Below are 18850 nucleotides of genomic sequence, written 5' to 3'. Positions count from 1 at the left end.
TGACAAGGAGGATTGACTCCTTGCCTGTTGTCTCTCTTACCGGCAGCCGATCGCCTAGCTCGCGCTGCTGTCGCCGTTGGTGTGGAGCAAAGCACGCTTCGGCCCATGGATGGGGTCTTCGACGATGATCGTCTGGTCACGGCTAGCGCCCAAGGAGACGATCGCGATCGGGACTTCCATCAATTCCGCCAGGAACTTCAGATAATCCAGGGCAGCTTTGGGCAGGTCTTCCAAGTTACGGCAGTGAGACGTCGATTGCTTCCAACCCGGCACCGTTTTGTAGATCGGCTGGCAGTTGGCAAAACTACGGGCACTACTGGGGAAATGGTCGCAGCGCTCGCCATCGATGTCGTAAGCAACACAGACCTGAATTTCATCCAGATCATCCAAGACATCGAGCTTGGTGATCGCCAGACAGTCAATACCGTTAATCCGCACCGCGTAACGACCGATCACCGCATCAAACCAGCCGCAGCGGCGTCGACGACCGGTGGTCGTCCCAAATTCAGCCCCGCGCTGACAGAGCAATTCGCCGATGTCGCCGTGGAGTTCTGTCGGGAAAGGGCCTTCCCCAACGCGGGTCGTGTAGGCTTTCGCCACCCCAATCACACGGTCAATAATCGTGGGGCCAACGCCCGCGCCAATACAAGCACCTCCCGCCACGGGATTGGAGGAGGTGACGTAGGGATAGGTGCCGTGGTCGAGGTCGAGCAGGGTACCTTGCGCGCCTTCAAACAGAATGTTTTTGCGCTTGCGCCACGCTTCATCGATCGTCAACGAGCTGTCGACGACGTGAGGGCGCAGCCGCTCTGCATAGCCCGAATATTCTTCGATAACGCTCTCAGCATCGAGCGGCGGTAGGCCGTAGAGCTTGTCGAGAATGACGTTTTTCTGGGCGATCGTCCAAGTAAGCTGTTCCCGCAAGCCTTCGGGATCCATCAGGTCCAGAATGCGAATGCCGGTTCGCTCCGATTTGTCGGCATAGGTAGGCCCAATGCCCCGGCCGGTGGTGCCGATCTTATGACTGCCCCGTTGTTGCTCCGATGCTTGATCGATCAAGCGATGGTAGGGCATCGTCACATGGGCGGTTTGGGAAATCAGCAGGTGATCGGTGGAGATCCCTAGCTGCTCCAGCATCTCGACCTCGCCCAGAAGGACCTTGGGGTCAATGACGGTGCCCGAACCAATGATGCATTGGGTGTCGGGGTAAAGAATGCCTGAGGGGATCAGATGCAGCTTCAGGGTTTGCTCGCCCACCACCACGGTATGACCCGCGTTGACGCCCCCCTGATAGCGGACAACGACATCTGCTGACCGGCTGAGCAGGTCAGTGATTTTGCCTTTGCCCTCGTCGCCCCACTGGGCCCCGATTACGACTACGTTCGCCAAGGTCTTTCGACTGCGCTCGAAATTTGCACAAAAGGGGATTATCCGACGCCGCTTTGGCGCCTGTCAAACCGTCCTGATCAATGCGACGTATCGAAAATGACGCTCCAATCAGGCTGCGTTAGGCTTGAATGACTCACAAAGCTTAACAATTGGGCGCGTGCCGCCCCTGGGATGGGAGCAGGATTATGGCGCTTTTTGCCGATTTGCATCGCCACTTGGGCGGCGCAGTTGTGCCTCGCATTCTCTGGCGCTTTTTGCAGCGATCGCAGTCCGAAATTATCGATCGCTTTGCCCACTACGGCGATTTCGAGCAGTTCTACACCGCCCCCAAGGCCTCGTTGGCGGAATATCTCGAAATTCACAAGTTGGTGGAGTCAACTCAAACGACTGGCACGCTGCCCTACTTCATCCAACGGTTGGTGCGGGGTGCCTACACCTTCGAGAACTTGGCTTATCTGGAACTGCGCTACACCCCCTATCTGCGGACTCCAGCAACACTGTCCCAAACTGAGCGTTTGGACTTGATGCCCGCAGTGGTGCAATGTGTTGCCGCCGCCAGCCAAGTGCCGGGCTATCCCTTGCTGATGCCCCAAATCCTCTGCCTACACACCCATTTGCCCTACGAAGTCAATCGGGCAATGGTGCAACTGGCCGCGGACTGTGTGCCGACAGTTTGTGCGATCGATGTAGCAGGGGGCGATCGCGCCTACGCAGAGCGGCTACCAGAGTTCATTGAGCTCTTCAACTGGGCGCGGGAACTGGGCCTGAAGACGACAGGCCACCTATTTGAAACCCGCGATGGCTGCTATCCCGACCTATTGCCGTACTTGATGCGGATTGGCCACGGCATCCAAATTCCGCTGCACTATCCCGAATTGTTGCCAGAGCTAGCGGCACGGGGGCAATGCCTAGAAGTCTGCCCTACCACCTATATTCAAACCGGTACTCTGACGGAGATCGCAGCACTGAGGACAGTCTTCGATCGCTGCTTTGAAGCAGGCGTTGATATCGTCATCTGTACCGACAATGCCGGTCTTCACAATGTGCGGCTGCCGGCAGAATATGAAGCCCTACTGACTGCTGATGTCATTGACTTTCAGCAACTACAAGCCTGCCAAACGGCATCTTTCCGTCATGCCTTTGCTTGGCCCCACGCCCAACCACCCAGTCAGGTTTTACAAGATTGGCTCCGCCAGCCTTCAGCCCCTGCGATCGCCTAAGAACCTTCAGCTTGAGCCCAAGAGATGCAGGAATTTAAATCTGCGATTGGTTTAGCGCCTGTTGATCCTCAGTCTTGTTCGGTACGAGCAGGAGTCTTTGTAAAGGACGAGATGATCTACTGTGCCTACAAAGGAGCGCGAGATCTCTTGTTCTTTACGACTCGGCGCATTCTACTGATCGACAAGCAAGGCATCACTGGCAAGAAACAGGAATATCTCTCAATTCCTATCTCTCGCATTCAAGCATTTTCCTATGAAACTGCTGGCACAATCGATCTGGATTCCGAAATTAAGATCTTTATTTCAGTTCTCGGTGCCTTAAAAATCAGAATCATTCGGCCCACCAGCAACATGGATCCAGCAATTACGGCCCTCAATATGATGCTCTTGAGCTAAAGGTATGTTTCAGGAAGCTATTCTTGATCGGAGACACCCGCATTTGATCTTTCTACGGGTGATGAAGTAACTGGTAGTTGACCTAAATAATCTGCCAGTCGATTTGCCAAGACTGGAAAGTCAGAAGGCAACATCAAGACGGTAGTTGTGTTATTTTCTGTACCAATTTCTGCCAGCATTTGTAAGCGACGAAGTTCCAGCGCAGCAGGACTAGAACTAATCATTCGAGACGCCGCAGTCAACTTCTCAGATGCTTCTAGTTCTGCCTCAGCTTTAATCCGTCGAGCCCGTTTTTCACGAACTGCTTCTGCTTCCTTAGCCATCGCTCGCTGCATACTCAGCGGGATTTCGACATCCTTCATCTCAACCCGCTCGATCACAATCCCCCAAGGTTCGGTGACTTCATCTACAATTTGTTGAACATTGAAATTGATACGATCGCGGTTCTGCAGAACATCATCTAGCAGATTTTGACCAATCACATTCCGCAAAGTTGTGAGAGCAATCTGATAAACAGCATCTCGATAACTTTCAACCGAGTTAATGGCTTTGACAGGGTCAATCATCCGGTAGTAAAGCACCGCATTTACTCGAATCGTGACGCTGTCTGCAGTGACAGTTTCTTGAGGCTCAATATTAACTGTTCGCAGTCTTAAATCAACTTGTACTTTTTGTTCAATTCCGGGAAAGATCCAGTATAGTCCCGGCCCTCTCAATCGTCGGACTCGACCAAGCCGATAAATGATACCGCGTTGATATTCTCGATCGATTTTCAAGCCTGCCAATAAGAAATAGAGGACCAGTACAATCAGAACAAGAGAGTAGCCCATGGCAGTCACTCAAAAGAGTTAATCAAATTATGCTGGCTCTTGAGTTTCTTGGTCAGTTTTTCTCAGTTTCGCATCACAAAGATTGACTAAAATTGGCTGTGATAGCCCTTGTTTCAGTTGAGATAGTCTCAAGATAGGGGAGCCAGAGGCTCTTGCCCCTGGTCTTGGACGATTGTCAGCTAAATTCAGCGTTCTAACTAGATTAGAGACTGCAATGCCATCACTACCAACCTTGAATTTGGGCAGTGACTTCGTCTGGTTATCGCTGAACAGCAAAGTTGACTGACTTATTTCGTTGTAAAAGCCTGCTGCGATCGCTCCTCTGTGGCGATCGCAGCAGCGATTAGGCGATCGGCTTGCGGGCCACCCAGATTTTGCTCATAAAGTGGTTGCTGGTTTGGATATCGACAAACCCCGCTTGGCCAAGGCGATCGCAGAGATCATCTTCCATGTAATGACGGTAGTAGGGCTCGTGGAACATCTGATAGAAGCCATCCATCAGAGGGCGGAATTCCGGTGAGTCGATCGCCTGAATCGAATCATTGAGGACAACGGTGCCGCCCGCTTCAAGCACGCGGAAGCATTCATTGATCACGTTTTGCCGAGCTTGCGGCGGCAATTCATGGAAGAGGAAAACAGAAGTCACGCCTTGGAAGAAGCCATCTTGATAGGGCAGTTCTTCCGCGTTAGCCTGCAGCAGTTGCGGTAGTTCTCCCGGCCGTTCTGAGAGGAGTTGGTTGGCTTTACGGAGATAGGCGGGCGATAGGTCGGTGCCGTAGAGGTTGGCGCTGGGCAGTGCCGATCGCAAATGGCGCAGGGTCCGACCCGTGCCGCAAGCCACATCCAGCACACGTAGATCTTTTTCAGGGCGAGCCAAGGCTTGCAGTCCCTGCTTGAGGGGGCGCAGAATTCGCCGCCGCATCGGATCGGCGGTGCCGTTAAAGAGAATCTCGACCTGCAGATCGTAGAGCTCTGCCGATTCCTCGGTCAGGTAGCCGCCCGTCTGGTGATGAAAGTTTTGGACGTAGTAGCTGGGATAGCGATCGGTTTCGACGGTTTCATCAAAGTCTTGATAGCGCTTCTCGCGGGCGCGCTGCCAAGTTGATGGCATATCCAGCCAGAGGCGGGGATATTGCTGCACGATGTCCTGCCACGGCGTATCGAACAGCTGCGACAGCGGATAGACGCCGGCCTCAGCATCTGCATAGTCTTCGTCGAGCAACACTTGCATCGACGCCTGCAGTTGGCTCATCAGAGCTGGCGAGATACCTTCTCGCTCACCATTCGTGGGTGCGAGCAACCGCATCAGTTGCGTGCTGAGGTTCTTGTGAGTCAGCCCCAGCAGGCTTTTGCTCTGCTGAAAGGTCTGGTAGGCAAACTTAGTGATGGGATCCGCCATGACTGCTGGAGCGATCAGAAACGCAACATTTCTTCATTTTGACACTCCTTATTTGCGATCGCAGGCAGCTCTGGCCAGTCCTCCGACAGGATCCCATTTGGGGTCCCAGCAACCAGCCAGTCAAAGCGATCGCTGCCAGCTAGGCTAACGGCGCTAAGACTCAACCTTGGGGCGCGATCGCACCCCGAGGCTGTGACTGGCAAATTTAGGCTTCGGCCTCTTCCGAGCTCGCTTCGGGGCGTAGCAGTGGGAAGGCAATCACGTCACGGATGCTGGGGCTATCGGTCAGCAACATCACGAGGCGATCGATGCCAATTCCGAGGCCACCGGTCGGTGGCATGCCATGCTCCAGCGCCAGCAAGAAGTCTTCGTCGACGTCGTTCGCTTCGACATTGCCTGCTGCTTTGTCTGCCGCTTGCGCTTCCAACCGTTGTCGCTGATCCACCGGATCGGTTAACTCCGAGAAGCTGTTAGCAGTTTCTCGGCCGACAATAAATAGCTCAAAGCGTTCCACTAACCCTGGTTTGCTGCGGTGCGGCTTCGCCAGCGGCGAAATCTCCACCGGATAGTCGATCACAAACGTCGGCTGAATCAGCGTTGCTTCCACTTTTTCTTCGAAGCAGTGGTTGAGCAGTTTGCCGAGGTTGGGGCAGTCCTCAGGCACCGGAATACCTGCTGCTTTCACGGCTGCAATTCCTGCTTCTAGGTCTTTCAGGGACTCGAAGTCGATCCCCGTCGCTGCCAACACCAGTTCCGCCATCGTTGCCCGTTTCCACGGTGGCGCCAGATCGATCGTCTGACCTTGGTAGGGCACTTGCAGCGACCCCACCACCTGCTCAGCAACTTGGGCAATCAAGGTTTCCGTTAGCCGCATCATGTCTTCGTAGTCGGCATAGGCCTGATAGACCTCGATCGAGGTGAACTCAGGGTTGTGGCGGGTTGAAATGCCCTCGTTGCGGAAAATGCGCCCTAGTTCAAACACTTTCTCGAAGCCGCCGACAATTAGGCGCTTGAGGTGCAACTCGGTTGCAATTCGCAGATAAAGGTCGAGTTCTAAGGTGTTGTGGTAAGTGATGAAAGGCCGAGCTTCTGCACCGCCTGCCTCCGCTTGCAGCACTGGCGTTTCGATTTCGATGAAGCCCTGATCTTCGAGGTGGCGACGAATGGCAGCGGTGATTTTGGCGCGACGCCGAAACGTCTCCCGTACTTCTGGGTTGACGATCAGGTCCACGTAGCGCTGGCGGTAGCGCTTCTCCACATCCGTCAGTCCATGCCATTTATCCGGCAGGGGTTGCAGGGACTTAGTGAGAATGGCGTACTGATCCACTGCGATCGAGAGTTCGCCTTTCTCCGTGCGGCGCACACTACCTTTGACACCAAGAATGTCGCCCACATCTGTCAGGGCTTTGAGGTGACTGAAAGCTTCGGCATCGATCGCGGCCATCGATTCACTGAGCCGCTGCTTCTCGAGGTAGAGCTGAATTTGGCCGCTTTCATCCTGCAGCGTGAAGAAGGCCAGCTTCCCGAAGACGCGCCGCGCCATAATTCGGCCCGCGATCGCGACCTCAACCGCCACTTCCTCCCCGGCTGGCAAGTCAGCATAGAGCGCTTGGAGCTGCGCGGCACTATGGCTACAGTCCCAACGGTAGGCGTAGGGCTCAAATCCCAGCTCTCGCAATTGCAGGGCTTTTTCGAGGCGGGTGGCGCGCAAATCAGACATGGAGGACGAAACCGGCGATCGGACAGCAGTACTGTTCCATCATCCGTGATTTGCTAACCGGCGATCGCCCTAGGCTCCAGCCGCTTCCGGTAAATCTTTGAGGCGCTGGGAGGTATAGCCTGTTCCGCGGACTGTGATGATCAGCTCAGGATTGCGGGGGTCGGCTTCGAGCTTTGATCGCAGACGGGCGACATAGACATCGACGACTCGCAGGTCGGCATTGCGCCGCGGCGGATAGCCCCAGAGTTCTTCCAAGATTTCGGCGCGCGGTACGACCCGACCGGGCTGCCGGAACAATAGTTCCAGCAGGCTGAATTCGGTGTAAGTCAGGGGAACCCGCTCGCCCCGCTGAAAGACTTGGCGGCGGTTGGTATCGATTTCTACATCACTGATGCGCAACACCCCTGGGGAGGAAGGGGCGGATAGCGCATTGGGAGAGTCATCCAGCCGGCGCAGAATTGTGGCGATCCGCGCTTCCAGTTCCTTGGGAGAGAAGGGCTTGGGCAGATAGTCGTCAGCACCCAAGTCGAGCCCTGTAATGCGATCGGCGATATCCCCCAGGGCAGAGAGCATGATGATTGGTACATCGGAGAGCTTCCGCAACTCACGGCAAACGCCGTAGCCATCGAGTTTGGGTAGCATCACATCCAACACGATCAAATCGGGCGCTTCTTGCTCAAACATCGCCAAGGCTTCATGGCCATCGCTGGCGACCACCACCTGATAGCCAGCCATCGAGAGGCGCATAGTCAAAATGCGACGGACCGCAGCTTCGTCGTCTACGACTAAAATTTTTTCCTTGAGGCTCGGAGCTTCGACAGCTTTAAGCGATCGCATGGCAATGCCGGTTTATGACAAAAAGTTTATTTATGTGATCAACTGTAACAAGCTCTGCGGCGATCGCTTGCAATCCAAGCCCCGTCAGCAAGGTAGAAGCAGCAGACTAGCGGCTTTGATTCCAGGCAGCAGCAGCATCGGCGACGGCTTGTTCCACAGTTTTGCGCTGTAGCATCGCAGCTTGGAGATTCTCATAAATCAGCCGTTGCAGCTCTTTCATCTCGGCGGCGGCAGGAACTAGAACCTGAGCTTGATCCATTTGGGCGGCGCTGATCGAGCGGGCCTGGGCCAAGGTGGAACTGATATCGGCGCGATCGCGCAGTTGTTGGCGGTAGTCCCGTAGCGAAGCGGTGGTCGAAGGGAGGACGTTCGCTTCTTTCGCAAAAGCCAATTGATTGGCGCTGTCAGTGACGTAGAGCGCGAACTTGAGGCCAATCTCGCGATCGCTGGCATCTTGCGGCACCACAACATTCATCACGGCGACGTTGCGCTTGCCCGTCTCACCAGTCAGTTGGGGAGCAGGAGCTGAAACGGCTGCGATCGCGGGGGCATTGGTGGCGATCGCATTCAAAAACTCGGGGCCCGTTTGCAGCAGCGCAATCTCACCGGATTGGTAGAGTTCGACGGCACGGCGGTGGCCTTGGGTCAGGCTTTCCTGGGGTAGCAAGCCCTGTTGGTAGAGATCGACCCAATAGCGGAAGGCCGCGATCCCTTCAGGAGTATTGAAAGCCGCTTTGCCTTGGTCATCGACCAACTTCACGCCCATCTGCACCATCGACTCCAGCACTTCGCCGGAATCCTCGGGCACAAAGGTGACGAAAAAAGCATACTTGCCGGTGCGATCGCGGATTTGTTTCGCAGCGCTCGCTAGTTCCGCATAGGTCGCTGGTGGCTTCTGTAGGCCGGCCTGCTGCATCAAATTACGGTTGAAGATCGTAATCCGCGTCGTCAGGTACCACGGCAGCCCAAACGCCTGACCCTGCAAACTACTGGCCTGCCAGATGTTGGGCAGATAGCGATCGCGCTGCTCTGGTGTCACTGCCCGACTGAGATCGAGGAGAGCGCCCCGCGACGCTAACTGCGAGGCAAAAACTGGATTGAGGTTGACCACATCTGGCGCCGTGCCCGCCGAGACTGCCGTCAGAATTTTGCTCTCCATCGCTGACCAAGGAATATCAACCCAGCGCACTTTGGTGCCGGGATTCTCTTGCTCAAAGCGATCGATGAGTGCTGTGAAGTAGGGAATGAACTTGGGCTGCAGCTGCATCGTCCAGAAAACAATTTCCCCATCGCTCTGGCTCTGGCGAGCACAGCCGAACAGCATCCCAACCAAGACCAATGCAAGGCAGCAGCGACGCCAAGAGCGAATCATGCAGAACAGTCCTTGAGCCCAGCAGATGAGCGATCGCGATTCGACTTCTCAGGCTAGCCTGTGGCGCGAACCTCTGGCGCAGTTTGGCGCAGGACATCCAGAAAGGCAAAAACGGACGGCACCTGCAGGGCACTCGCTAAAATCGCCGCCCCGATCACTCGCTCCAACGGAATGGGTAGGGAGTGGGCAGCGACTTCTGGAGGAATCGGCACGGCAGCCAAACGGGGCAAGATCGCTGCTCCTAACCCTTGGGCAACCATGCTGACGATCGTGGAATCCTCCTTGATTTCGTAAGCCACCTTGAGCTCCTGGCGAGCCGTCGCCCAATGCTGGCGAACGGCCGTGGTGCATTCTGCATAGTTGTAGAGGATGAACTCATAGCGCGAGAGCTGCGCCCAAGTGAGTGGCTGCCCCAAGGGATGCGCAGTGCTGGGCAGGAGCACCACGTATTCATCGCGCGTGATTTCCCAAGTATCAAACTCCTCCGATCGCGGTAGCGGCAGCAGGCCAATATCGACCTTGCCCTCCCGCAATGCCTGCTCAACCCCCTGCGGATCAGTTTCAATGATGCTGACACTGACGCCGGGACAACGCTGTCGAAACAGCGCCAAGCGCGGTGGCAGCACATGGGTGGCAGCACTACGGAAGGAAGCAATCCGCAAATGGCCACCTTGCAGCCCTTTTTCAAGATTGACCTCGTGCACAATGCTGTCGTGTAGCTGCAACATTCGCTGCGCTAGTTGCAGAACCCGCTCACCGACCCGAGTCGGCCTAGCCCCAAACCGCCCACGCGATAGCAACACCACACCCAGCTCATCCTCCAGCGCCGCGATCGCTCGGCTGACAGCCGATTGAGAGAGATCGAGCTGCAGCGCTGCCGCCGAAAAATTACCCGTTTCAACGACGGCCGCCAAAATCTGCAATTGCGTAATGTTCATAGTGAGAATCTATGCAGTTTGCGAATGGATAGCCTGTTGAAGCCGTTTTGATTCCCCTTGTTGCCCCTTCTAAGGTGCTGTTTATCCACTCAGGGGCTTCGAGATTACTGTCATGTATGAGCTAATTGGCTACGAAAAATTCCGCAATACGCCGAGTGTGCGCTTCTTTGATGTCACGATCGCAACCTCGAATATTCGTGACTTAGTCTTCCATGAAGGGCCTGCCGTCAGCCCGAATAATGACGAGGATGGCAACTGGCAGTTTTATCTACATCCCAACCAAGAGGACAATCTCTTGGCCCTGACCGGCGGCCGCACCTTTTTCCTCGTCAACTTTGCTTGGGAACAGCCGTTTCACGTTGTACGCCTCGAAGCCGGCAAAGAGATCCTGCGCCTACCGCCAGGAACCTTCCATCGCTCTGTTTCCGACCCCGATGGCTCACTGGTTTTGAACCAAGGCGTTCGCACAGAGCGAGGCAATATCGCTAGCGAGTTCCGTGTCTACAACAGCGGCACTATTCCTCGCTTGCAGCGCTTGCTCGCCCAAGTTCAGCAGCCCGAAGAAACGGCCCCCGCGATCGCACCTCGCGCAGAAGTAACCGAGCTGCACAGTCATACCCAGTACTTTGCTGCTTAATCCAACCGTCCAGAACAGCCTATGTCAGCATAGAGGGAACTGTTTACCCTGCTGCCACCCGTGTTTAAAACGCTGGCTGCCGATTTCCGCATCATCTTTGAACGGGACCCCGCTGCCCGCAACGGGCTGGAAGTCCTGCTGTGCTACCCCGGATTTCAGGCGCTAGTTTGCCATCGGGTTGCTCATTGGCTCTATCAGCAGCGCTTGCCAGTGATTCCGCGCCTGTTGTCGCATCTCAGCCGTCTACTGACGGGAGTGGAAATTCACCCCGGGGCTCGCCTCGGTCAAGGCATTTTCATCGACCACGGCATGGGCGTGGTGATTGGTGAAACGGCGATCGTTGGCGACTACTGCCTGATTTATCAGGGTGTAACCCTCGGCGGTACGGGTAAGCAAAGCGGAAAACGCCACCCAACGCTAGCTAACAACGTCGTGGTTGGCGCTGGAGCGAAGGTACTCGGCAATATCCAGATCGGCGAGAATGTCCGCATTGGTGCTGGTTCGGTGGTGCTGCGAGATGTGCCCTCAGACTGCACGGTGGTTGGTATTCCCGGCCGCGTCATCTATCGTTCTGGCGTGCGCGTCGATCCACTGGATCACAGCCAGATGCCCGACTCGGAAGCGCGGGTGATTCGGATGCTGCTCGATCGCATCGAAGCGCTTGAGGATCAACTGGAAGGGCTCAATCTTCCACCTGCCGAAGAAGCCATCGATGTCACCTTGGCTCCCGTGGGCGATCGCTGTCAACTACGCGATCGCACGATTGAAGAATTTTTAGACGGCGCGGGCATCTAATCCCCAGTCACTTCGACCTAGTCAGGATTATCAGGACTCCTGCGGAGCAGGTGTTTTGGTGGGTTGGGGCGATCGCAGGCTGCGGAAGTAAAGGCCACCCACTCCAATCCAGAAGATGATGTAGGCAATAGCAGGAATGAGGAAGAGGCGATCGCTGTAGCCTGCAATTAATTTGAGGAACAGTCCTGGGAATTGGCGATCGGGTAGGACGGCTTGCAGATCCCAGAGTTGTGGCCCTAGCACACAAGATGCTGCACTCTGGCAGAGTCCCCAACGGCCTTGGCTGAGTTGATTGAGCAGGCCGAGTCCGCCGTCGAGCTTCCGTAGCGCGGTCAGTAGCAGTCCACCCGTAATCACCAGCAGGAGGACGCCCATAACTTGGAAAAAACGCCGCAGATTGAGCCGGATGCTGCCTCGAAAGATTGCCCAACCCAACAGGCCAGCGCCACTTAGACCCGCGATTGCCCCTAGACTCGGCAACCAACCACGTTGCCCTTGGGTTAGCAGGAAGATCACGGTTTCAAAGCCTTCGCGCAAGACCGCCGCAAAAACAATGCCAAAGACGGCGCGATCGCTCCCTGCTCGAATTGCTTGCTGAATTCCTTGCTCCACCTCCGATTTCAGCGATCGCGATTGCTGGGTCATCCAGATCAGCATCCAGCTGAGTAACCCGACAGCGATCGCACAGAGCAGGGCTTCTAGGAGTAGGCGTAGGGCAGGAGCATAGTAAAACTGCGCGGCGCTCAGCGTTCCGAGGGCATTACCAAGGAGCAGCCCCAGTAACAGACTGGCCAGGAGTCCGGCCAAAAGTCCGAGGTAAACCCAGCGCTTTAGGTCAGGGCGATCGGCTTTGGCCAAGCAAGCGAGGACAATGCCCACCACGAGTGCGGCTTCAAATCCCTCGCGCAGGGTAATCAAGAAGCTTGGCAGCGCAGTCGTCCAATTCATGACTTGCAGGGGGCAGCACAGACAGCGATCGCAGGGTAGCACTCCTGCGCGATCGCCCGAGGTGTTCGCAAAATGCTGCCCTAGAACGACCCGCCGATCGGGATGGTCTGCTGACTACCACCGCGTCCCAGCGTCACGCTCTGGCTGGTGATTTGCTTGACGACGTAACCATCCCCAAGGCTTTGACCAACGCCGACCTGTTGACTAGCACCATTGATTGTGAACAGGGCAGTCGAGCGATCGCCTAGATCAATCACGCCATTGAGGGTACGGCTGGCGGCCACCGGAGTTGGGGCCGCAGTGACCGGCGGGGCAGGCGGCTGACTGACCGTGCTCCCCCCACTACTGACGGGTGGAGCAGGCAACAGTGGGGGAGGCGGCGGGAGCGTCCCAACTGAAGTTGGCGCAACCGTGATCGGGGCCGGAGGCGGCAGGGTGCCAGTGTTGCCGTTAGGTGGGGGCGGCGGAATTAACCCAGCCAAGGGCGGCATCACGGCAGTGGGATTGGAAGCGATCGCAGTTTCAGCAGTCGGATCCGCTTCCAGTAAATCCAAACTGCGACTGAGGTAGCTGGCAAATTCCTGGTTTTCAGCTGAGCTGGCGAGGGCCGTCTGTTGTTGCCATTGCCGCAGATTCCAAAATCCCAAGCCAGCTGCCAGCACGAGAGCGATCGCCGCAAAAACCAGCCGCCAGCGATCGCGATTGGGATCCGTTTCCACTGTGGCGATGACAGGTGCAGGGGGCGCCGGCGGGGGCGCGTAGACGACCAAGGTTGGACTGGTAGCCCGAGATGCCAGCCAAAGACTGCGCTGTTCACTGTTGAGACCCAGCCGATCAAAAACTGCATCGATCGTCTGGTCAACCGTCGCCTCGAGATCAGTCGGCAGCACCGGTACGGCAGTGACCGTTTTGGCCTCTGTTGGTTCTGTTGGCTGCCCAGCAGTCATGGCACTCTGCAATCAAGTCGGCCTTATCGTACCAAGGCTGTCTCAACTTGGCTGCGCTGACGCTCTTGAACTTCGAGCCAAATCAAGAGCGCATTGATATCGGCTGGGTTGACGCCACCAATTCGACTGGCTTGCCCCAAGGTCAGCGGCCGGAAGCGCGCCAGTTTTTCTCGTGCTTCCAAACGCATGGAGGTGATGGCGCTGTAGTCCAAATCGACTGGCAGTGGCCGTTGGCTCTGGCGCACCACCTGATCGACTTGCGCCTGTTGGCGTTGCAGATAGCCCGCGTATTTGATCGCGATTTCAGCCCCTTCTTTTTCCGCGATCGCCAAACTCGGATCTCCGAGTCCATGCGCCTCCAAATCGATGTAGTGGAAATTCGGACGCCGCAACAGGTCAGCTAAGGTAGCTGAGCCTTTGATTGGGGCTTGGGTTTGCTGCGCGATCGCCTGTCCGACTGGATCGTGTTCCTTAACCCGCTGTTGCGTGAGGCGCGTTTGCTCGGCAGCAATCCGAGCTTGCTTTTGCTCAAACAATGCCCAGCGGCGATCGTCAATCAGGCCAATTTCACGACCCAACGGTGTCATGCGCTGATCGGCATTATCGGCTCGCAAGAGGAGGCGATATTCGCTGCGACTGGTCAGCACCCGATAGGGTTCGCGCAGATCCTTGGTGCAGAGGTCATCGATCAGGGTGCCAATGTAGCTGCCTTCGCGAGGGAAGACGATCGCATCCTGACCTTGGACAAAGCGAGCGGCATTAATCCCCGCAACGATGCCTTGGGCGGCAGCCTCTTCGTAGCCGGTGGTGCCGTTGAGTTGCCCCGCGCTGAACAGTCCTTCAACGCGCCGCGTCATCAACGTCGGCAAGCATTGCGTGGCGGGCAAATAGTCATATTCAACCGCATAAGCAGGACGCAGCATCACGCAGTCTTCTAGACCGGGCAGCGTCTGCAGCAACGCTAGCTGCAAATCCTCTGGCAGTCCCGTCGAGAAGCCTTGGATGTAGAGCTCGGGAATGTCGCGACCTTCCGGCTCAATGAAAATTTGATGGGATTCCTTATCGGCAAAGCGAACAATTTTGTCCTCAATGCTGGGGCAGTAGCGCGGCCCTTTGGCGTCGATGTAGCCGCCATAAACCGGCGTCAGGTACAGGTTGTCGCGGATTAGTTTGTGCGTTTCGGCCGTCGTGCGCGTCAGATAGCAGGGTAGTTGTTCGCGTTCCACCCACGCTTCGGGATCAAAGCTGAACCAACGCACCTCTGGATCGCCGGGCTGGGGTTCCAAGCGGCTGTAGTCCACCGATCGCTTATCGACGCGGGCCGGGGTTCCCGTTTTGAGGCGATCGGTTTCAAAGCCCAGTCGTTGCAGGGTTTCCGTCAGGCCAACAGCAGCAAATTCTCCGGCACGACCGGCAGGCATCGACTTATTGCCCACCCAGATGCAGCCCCCGAGGAACGTGCCTGTGGTCAAAATCACTGCTTTGGCACGGAAGCTGGAGCCGAAGTAGGTTGTCACGCCTTGAACTTCGTCATTTGGCCCAATCAGCAGATCGGTAACCATGCCTTCCCGCAGGCGTAAGTTTGGTTGCTGCTCCAGCACTTGCTTGATGACAGCCGCATATTCACGCTTGTCGGTCTGCGCCCGTAATGCCCAAACAGCAGGACCTCGCGAAGCATTCAGCACCCGCTTTTGCAGATAGGTGCGATCGGCCATTTTGCCGATTTCGCCGCCCAAGGCATCGACTTCGTGGGCGAGTTGAGATTTGGCTGGCCCACCCACTGCCGGATTACAGGGTTGCCAGCCAATGCGATCGAGGTTGAGAGTCAGCAATAGGGTTTGACAGCCCAGTCGAGCGGCTGCCAAGGCTGCCTCACAACCGGCATGGCCCGCGCCAATGACAATGACGTCGAATTCTTCAGTGTGGGGCACGCGATCGCAACAGAAGTCAGCTTTCTCATTCTAAGAAGGCTGCTGGAACTAGACCGCAGTCTCAGCCGTTTCGAGGCCAATCTGATCAGAATAGGCGACCGCGATCGCACAGAGCGTCACAGGAATGGTGACCAGCAAACCAACACAGCAGGCAAGAAAGCCTAAGCCATTGATTAGACCGAGCAAAATCAGGAAGCCGAAAGCTGACCACCAGCGAGGGGCAACCACCTGTCGACTCAGTTCCAGTGCTTGCCAAACCCCAATCCGGCGATCGAGGACGATCGGGGTCACGAACAAATAGCCCACACCGATGTAGGTTGCAGCTGCGATCGCCAGCAAAACACCCACGATCGCAATGCCCACCAATCCTTCCACTGGCGTTCCAGCTTGATTGAGCAAAAAGGCGACTGCACCGAACACGAGCGCGATCACGAAGACGACGATAAAGATAATGAAGCCGATCAAAAAGCTGGTCAGGACCAAGGGCCAAAAGCGCCGAAAGCCCTTGAAGAAATCACTGAACTCTGGGGTTTGGTGCTGAAGCTGCAGGAGGGCAGCAACTACAGGTCCTGCCCCTAAGGGCGTTCCCACCAGCCAAGAGATCAGATTGAAGGGCAGATCAACCAGTTGAGGCACCCACTCTGGGCACTCGTCAATCGAGACCGCTAGCGACAGACACACGGCAATCTGAAGCAGGCTTGAGGCCATGCCCAAGATGAAGCCAAAGGCAAACAGAATTAGGCCAAAGGGAACGTAGAGCTGCCAGTTTTGGCGAAACAGTTGCCAGCCGCGTTCTAAGTAGAGACCAATTTCAAAAGGGCGATCGCGGCCAATCGGCTGAGGGGAAACCATCACCTTTTTCTCTGAGGAAGATTTTTACAGGGTGCCCCAGGAGTGTTGATTTGGCGATCGCCGCGATCGATTTAGAACGGCACTTTCTTTTTCTTGTCTTTTTTCTGGTCGAACTCCAGCTCTTTCAAGCGGCGCAGCATCACCGAGAAGTAGTCGTTCAGGTAGCTCTCCAAGCCTGTGATCTCAGCAGGATCAATGCCGAAAGCGGTGTATGTGGCTGCCATGTCTGCCGTGAAGGGGCGGCCGCAAGCCATCACTTCACTAAAGGCCAAGCGATCGGCGATATTCCAGCCCCACTGGAAGAAGCGGAAGAAGCGCTTCATTGCACTCACCGTTGCCAAGGGCAGACGGGCAATCTTCGTTTCCTTGCCGCTCAGCCGTTCGCAGAGTCGGAAAATTTCAAGTCCGCTCCAAGCTTTAGGACCCACAACCGGCAGGGTTTGCTTCTCAGTGGCGGGCGTGGTCAATGCAGCAACGGCAAAGCGGGCGATATCAAGAGTACTGAGGTAGGCGATCGGGTCGGAATCTTGGGTGATAAGGGCGGTGCGACCTTCCAGCACGGGGATCGCAAACTCGGCAATCAAACCCTGCATAAAGCCCGCCAGCCGCAGGATTGTGTAATTAAGCCCCGACTGCCTCAGGAATTCCTCAGTGCAGTACTTGATGTCCATTAGCGGCACATCGCGGTGCTTCTCAGCGTCAATGATCGAGCAGAAGACAAACCGCTGCACACCGGCTTCTGTAGCCGCCTTGATCAGGTTGACTTTGCCCTGCCAATCGACGTCATAGCAGCTGAGGGAATCTGTAGATCGCGTGGTGGCCGCATCGATGACGGCCTCTATCCCCTCTAGGGCAAAAGTAAGACTTTCTGGCTGGGTCAGATCGCCCCGCACCAGATCACAGCCCCATTCCCGCAGAAAGTTGCCGCGCTTAGGGCTGCGGACGAGGCAACGAACCCGGTGGCCTTCGTCGAGGGCTCGGCGGGCAATCTGCCGACCGAGAGTACCCGTAGCACCAACAACGAGGACATCCATGGGATCAGGGCAAGATTGTTAACAGTTCTTAAGATGTTATCAGAATTGCGATCGCACCCACACAGCAGAAAGCCCCTCTGATTAGGAGGGGCCGGCCTCAGCTTAGGAGCGCTGGGACTTATTTTTCGGCTTTTTGAACGCCTTGCACTTTCAGCAGGAAGGCTCCCAGTGCCAAGCCTACGGGCACCAACACGATGAAGAGAAACGCGGTTCCAAAGATTTCTCCGGCCATGTGGACCCCTGCTCCTTTTAGTGACGCTGCGCAATCAATCTCTGGGTATTCTATGCCAGATTTCTGCCCTCACCGCCCATGTCTTCGCCCTTGGTCTCCGCTGAATGGCTGCAAGCGCATCTCCACGATAACGATCTCTGTCTTGTCGACTGCCGCTTCGACCTGATGCAGCCTCAGCAGGGTCGTGACCAGTACCAGCAAGGTCATCTACCCGGCGCAGTCTATCTAGATTTGGAGCAAGATCTCTCCGCTCCCAAGGGCGATCGCGGCGGTCGTCATCCTCTGCCAGACATTGAGGCTTTGGCAGCACGCTTAGGGGCGATCGGCATCAGCTCGGATCCAGCAACCTTAGTTGTCGCCTACGATGCCAGCTTCTCAGCCTTTGCCAGCCGGCTTTGGTGGCTACTGCGCTACCTCGGTCATGAGCGTGTCGCGGTTTTAGATGGCGGATTGGCGGCTTGGCAAGCGATCGGGGGTGAACTAGTAACCGATATTCCAGCGATCGCCCCAGCAAAATTCCAGCCGCATCCTCAGACTGGCTGGGTCGTTGATGCGGTAGGTCTAAAAGTCGCTCAAGCGAGGGGACAGGTTCTGATTGATTCTCGCGAAGCCGACCGCTACCGAGGTGACCGGGAGCCGATTGATCCCGTGGCGGGTCACATTCCCGGGGCGCAGCTCGCCGTTTGGAAAGAGGCGCTGGATGAGAAGGGTTACTGGCGATTGCCCAGTGAGCAACAGCAGCGCTGGCAGCATCTCTCCACTGCTGTGCAACCGATCATCTACTGTGGCTCCGGCGTCACCGCCTGCGTCAACCTGCTCTCTTGGGAACTGGCCGGGCGATCGCCTGCTCAACTCTATGCCGGTAGCTGGAGTGACTGGTGCAGTGATCCCGAGAATGCGATCGCTACGGGAGAGGAGTAGGAACCAGTTGGGGCGATCGCTGCAAATCGGCCGGTTCCGTTGCAAGGGCAACGCGATCGCCTCCGACAGCCCGCATCGCATCCAAGACAGTCACGATGTCACGATAGGCAGCACTGCCATCGGCGTAAAGCAGCATCGAACCATTGGGATTGGTGCGGTTGAAGCCAACAAGCACCAGCCGCAGTTGCTCCGGCGTCACAGGCTGGGAATCGACGTAGGGTTGCCCAGCGGCATCCAAGCTGATCAGGAGGGTCTGTCGTTCCTGCAGTCGACTGGTGCTGGACTGGGGCAGGGTGATGTCGAGAGCAGATTGTCGGGTCAGTTGTAGGGTCGCCAAGATGAAGAAGATCAGGATGCAGAAGACCACGTCGATCAGTGGCAACATCTCAATCCGAGCTTCTGACTCGGCATTTTCGGCAGGAATTTTCATCCGTCTGACTCGTGAAGAATGA

General features: G+C 56.3%; 19 protein-coding genes. 5 read left to right on the top strand and 14 right to left on the bottom strand.

Translation table 11 applies throughout. The features are described 5' to 3' along the window. Positions 1-54 precede the first annotated feature (54 nt). A complete protein-coding gene (locus SYC_RS09020) occupies positions 55-1389 on the bottom strand; it encodes an adenylosuccinate synthase (protein ID WP_011244006.1) in 1335 nt (444 codons plus the stop codon). 185 nt (positions 1390-1574) lie between these two features. Here SYC_RS09020 and SYC_RS09015 point away from each other — a divergent pair, with 185 nt between their 5' ends. Further along, positions 1575-2609, top strand: a complete 1035-nt coding sequence (locus SYC_RS09015) for an adenosine deaminase (protein ID WP_011244005.1) — start codon at positions 1575-1577, stop codon at positions 2607-2609. A 111-nt stretch (positions 2610-2720) separates the two neighbouring features. Then, entirely contained in the window at positions 2721-3005 is a 285-nt protein-coding gene (locus tag SYC_RS09010) for a PH domain-containing protein (protein WP_011378452.1), read from the top strand. 17 nt (positions 3006-3022) lie between these two features. Here SYC_RS09010 and SYC_RS09005 read toward each other — a convergent pair whose 3' ends face one another. The 6 genes from SYC_RS09005 to SYC_RS08980 form a co-directional block, all read right to left on the bottom strand. Beyond that, a complete protein-coding gene (locus SYC_RS09005; RefSeq protein ID WP_011378453.1) occupies positions 3023-3835 on the bottom strand; it encodes a slipin family protein in 813 nt (270 codons plus the stop codon). Between the two features lie 343 nt (positions 3836-4178). Continuing rightward, the gene (locus SYC_RS09000; protein ID WP_011244002.1) at positions 4179-5234 is read right to left on the bottom strand and encodes a class I SAM-dependent methyltransferase; all 1056 of its coding nucleotides are present in this window, start codon (positions 5232-5234) and stop codon (positions 4179-4181) included. A gap of 205 nt (positions 5235-5439) precedes the next feature. Then, positions 5440-6954: a lysine--tRNA ligase gene (gene lysS, locus SYC_RS08995; protein WP_011244001.1), complete on the bottom strand. Its 1515-nt coding sequence runs from the start codon at positions 6952-6954 to the stop codon at positions 5440-5442. Positions 6955-7023: 69 nt separating this feature from the next. Next, the gene (rpaB, locus tag SYC_RS08990; protein WP_011244000.1) at positions 7024-7791 is read right to left on the bottom strand and encodes a response regulator transcription factor RpaB; all 768 of its coding nucleotides are present in this window, start codon (positions 7789-7791) and stop codon (positions 7024-7026) included. Between the two features lie 106 nt (positions 7792-7897). Further along, positions 7898-9163 (bottom strand): ABC transporter substrate-binding protein, encoded by a 1266-nt coding sequence (locus SYC_RS08985; RefSeq protein ID WP_011243999.1) that lies wholly within the window; start codon positions 9161-9163, stop codon positions 7898-7900. Between the two features lie 53 nt (positions 9164-9216). Beyond that, positions 9217-10101 (bottom strand): LysR family transcriptional regulator, encoded by an 885-nt coding sequence (locus SYC_RS08980; protein WP_011243998.1) that lies wholly within the window; start codon positions 10099-10101, stop codon positions 9217-9219. Positions 10102-10213: 112 nt separating this feature from the next. Between SYC_RS08980 and SYC_RS08975 the strand changes: the two genes are divergently transcribed. Together SYC_RS08975 and cysE are read left to right on the top strand one after the other, a co-directional pair. Continuing rightward, positions 10214-10738 (top strand): hypothetical protein, encoded by a 525-nt coding sequence (locus SYC_RS08975; protein ID WP_011243997.1) that lies wholly within the window; start codon positions 10214-10216, stop codon positions 10736-10738. Positions 10739-10798: 60 nt separating this feature from the next. Continuing rightward, positions 10799-11533 carry a serine O-acetyltransferase gene (gene cysE / locus SYC_RS08970; RefSeq protein WP_011243996.1) on the top strand — a complete coding sequence of 245 codons (735 nt, stop codon included), beginning with the start codon at positions 10799-10801 and terminating at the stop codon, positions 11531-11533. Positions 11534-11563: 30 nt separating this feature from the next. Here the strand turns inward: cysE and SYC_RS08965 are convergent, their stop codons facing one another. From SYC_RS08965 to petM, 6 genes are all read right to left on the bottom strand, one after another. After that, positions 11564-12481: an FTR1 family iron permease gene (locus SYC_RS08965; protein ID WP_011243995.1), complete on the bottom strand. Its 918-nt coding sequence runs from the start codon at positions 12479-12481 to the stop codon at positions 11564-11566. Between the two features lie 80 nt (positions 12482-12561). After that, positions 12562-13428: a hypothetical protein gene (locus SYC_RS08960; RefSeq protein WP_011243994.1), complete on the bottom strand. Its 867-nt coding sequence runs from the start codon at positions 13426-13428 to the stop codon at positions 12562-12564. A gap of 23 nt (positions 13429-13451) precedes the next feature. Continuing rightward, positions 13452-15359, bottom strand: a complete 1908-nt coding sequence (mnmG, locus tag SYC_RS08955; protein ID WP_011243993.1) for a tRNA uridine-5-carboxymethylaminomethyl(34) synthesis enzyme MnmG — start codon at positions 15357-15359, stop codon at positions 13452-13454. 48 nt (positions 15360-15407) lie between these two features. Continuing rightward, on the bottom strand, positions 15408-16211 hold the full coding sequence (locus SYC_RS08950; protein ID WP_011378456.1) for a DUF975 family protein: 804 nt from the start codon (positions 16209-16211) through the stop codon (positions 15408-15410). Positions 16212-16282: 71 nt separating this feature from the next. Beyond that, positions 16283-17245: an NmrA family NAD(P)-binding protein gene (locus SYC_RS08945; protein ID WP_011243991.1), complete on the bottom strand. Its 963-nt coding sequence runs from the start codon at positions 17243-17245 to the stop codon at positions 16283-16285. A gap of 118 nt (positions 17246-17363) precedes the next feature. Next, positions 17364-17477 (bottom strand): cytochrome b6-f complex subunit PetM, encoded by a 114-nt coding sequence (gene petM / locus SYC_RS08940; protein WP_011243990.1) that lies wholly within the window; start codon positions 17475-17477, stop codon positions 17364-17366. Positions 17478-17555: 78 nt separating this feature from the next. Here petM and SYC_RS08935 point away from each other — a divergent pair, with 78 nt between their 5' ends. Next, on the top strand, positions 17556-18398 hold the full coding sequence (locus SYC_RS08935; protein WP_011243989.1) for a sulfurtransferase: 843 nt from the start codon (positions 17556-17558) through the stop codon (positions 18396-18398). Here SYC_RS08935 and SYC_RS08930 read toward each other — a convergent pair. Then, positions 18382-18828 carry an ExbD/TolR family protein gene (locus SYC_RS08930; protein ID WP_011243988.1) on the bottom strand — a complete coding sequence of 149 codons (447 nt, stop codon included), beginning with the start codon at positions 18826-18828 and terminating at the stop codon, positions 18382-18384. The genes SYC_RS08935 and SYC_RS08930 overlap by 17 nt on opposite strands. Positions 18829-18850 lie beyond the last annotated feature (22 nt).

Source organism: Synechococcus elongatus PCC 6301, from assembly GCF_000010065.1.
GTDB classification, from domain to species: Bacteria; Cyanobacteriota; Cyanobacteriia; order Synechococcales; family Synechococcaceae; genus Synechococcus; species Synechococcus elongatus.
The sequence above is the reverse complement of the archived record's forward strand: the minus strand, read 5'-3'. Positions and strand labels throughout refer to the sequence as shown.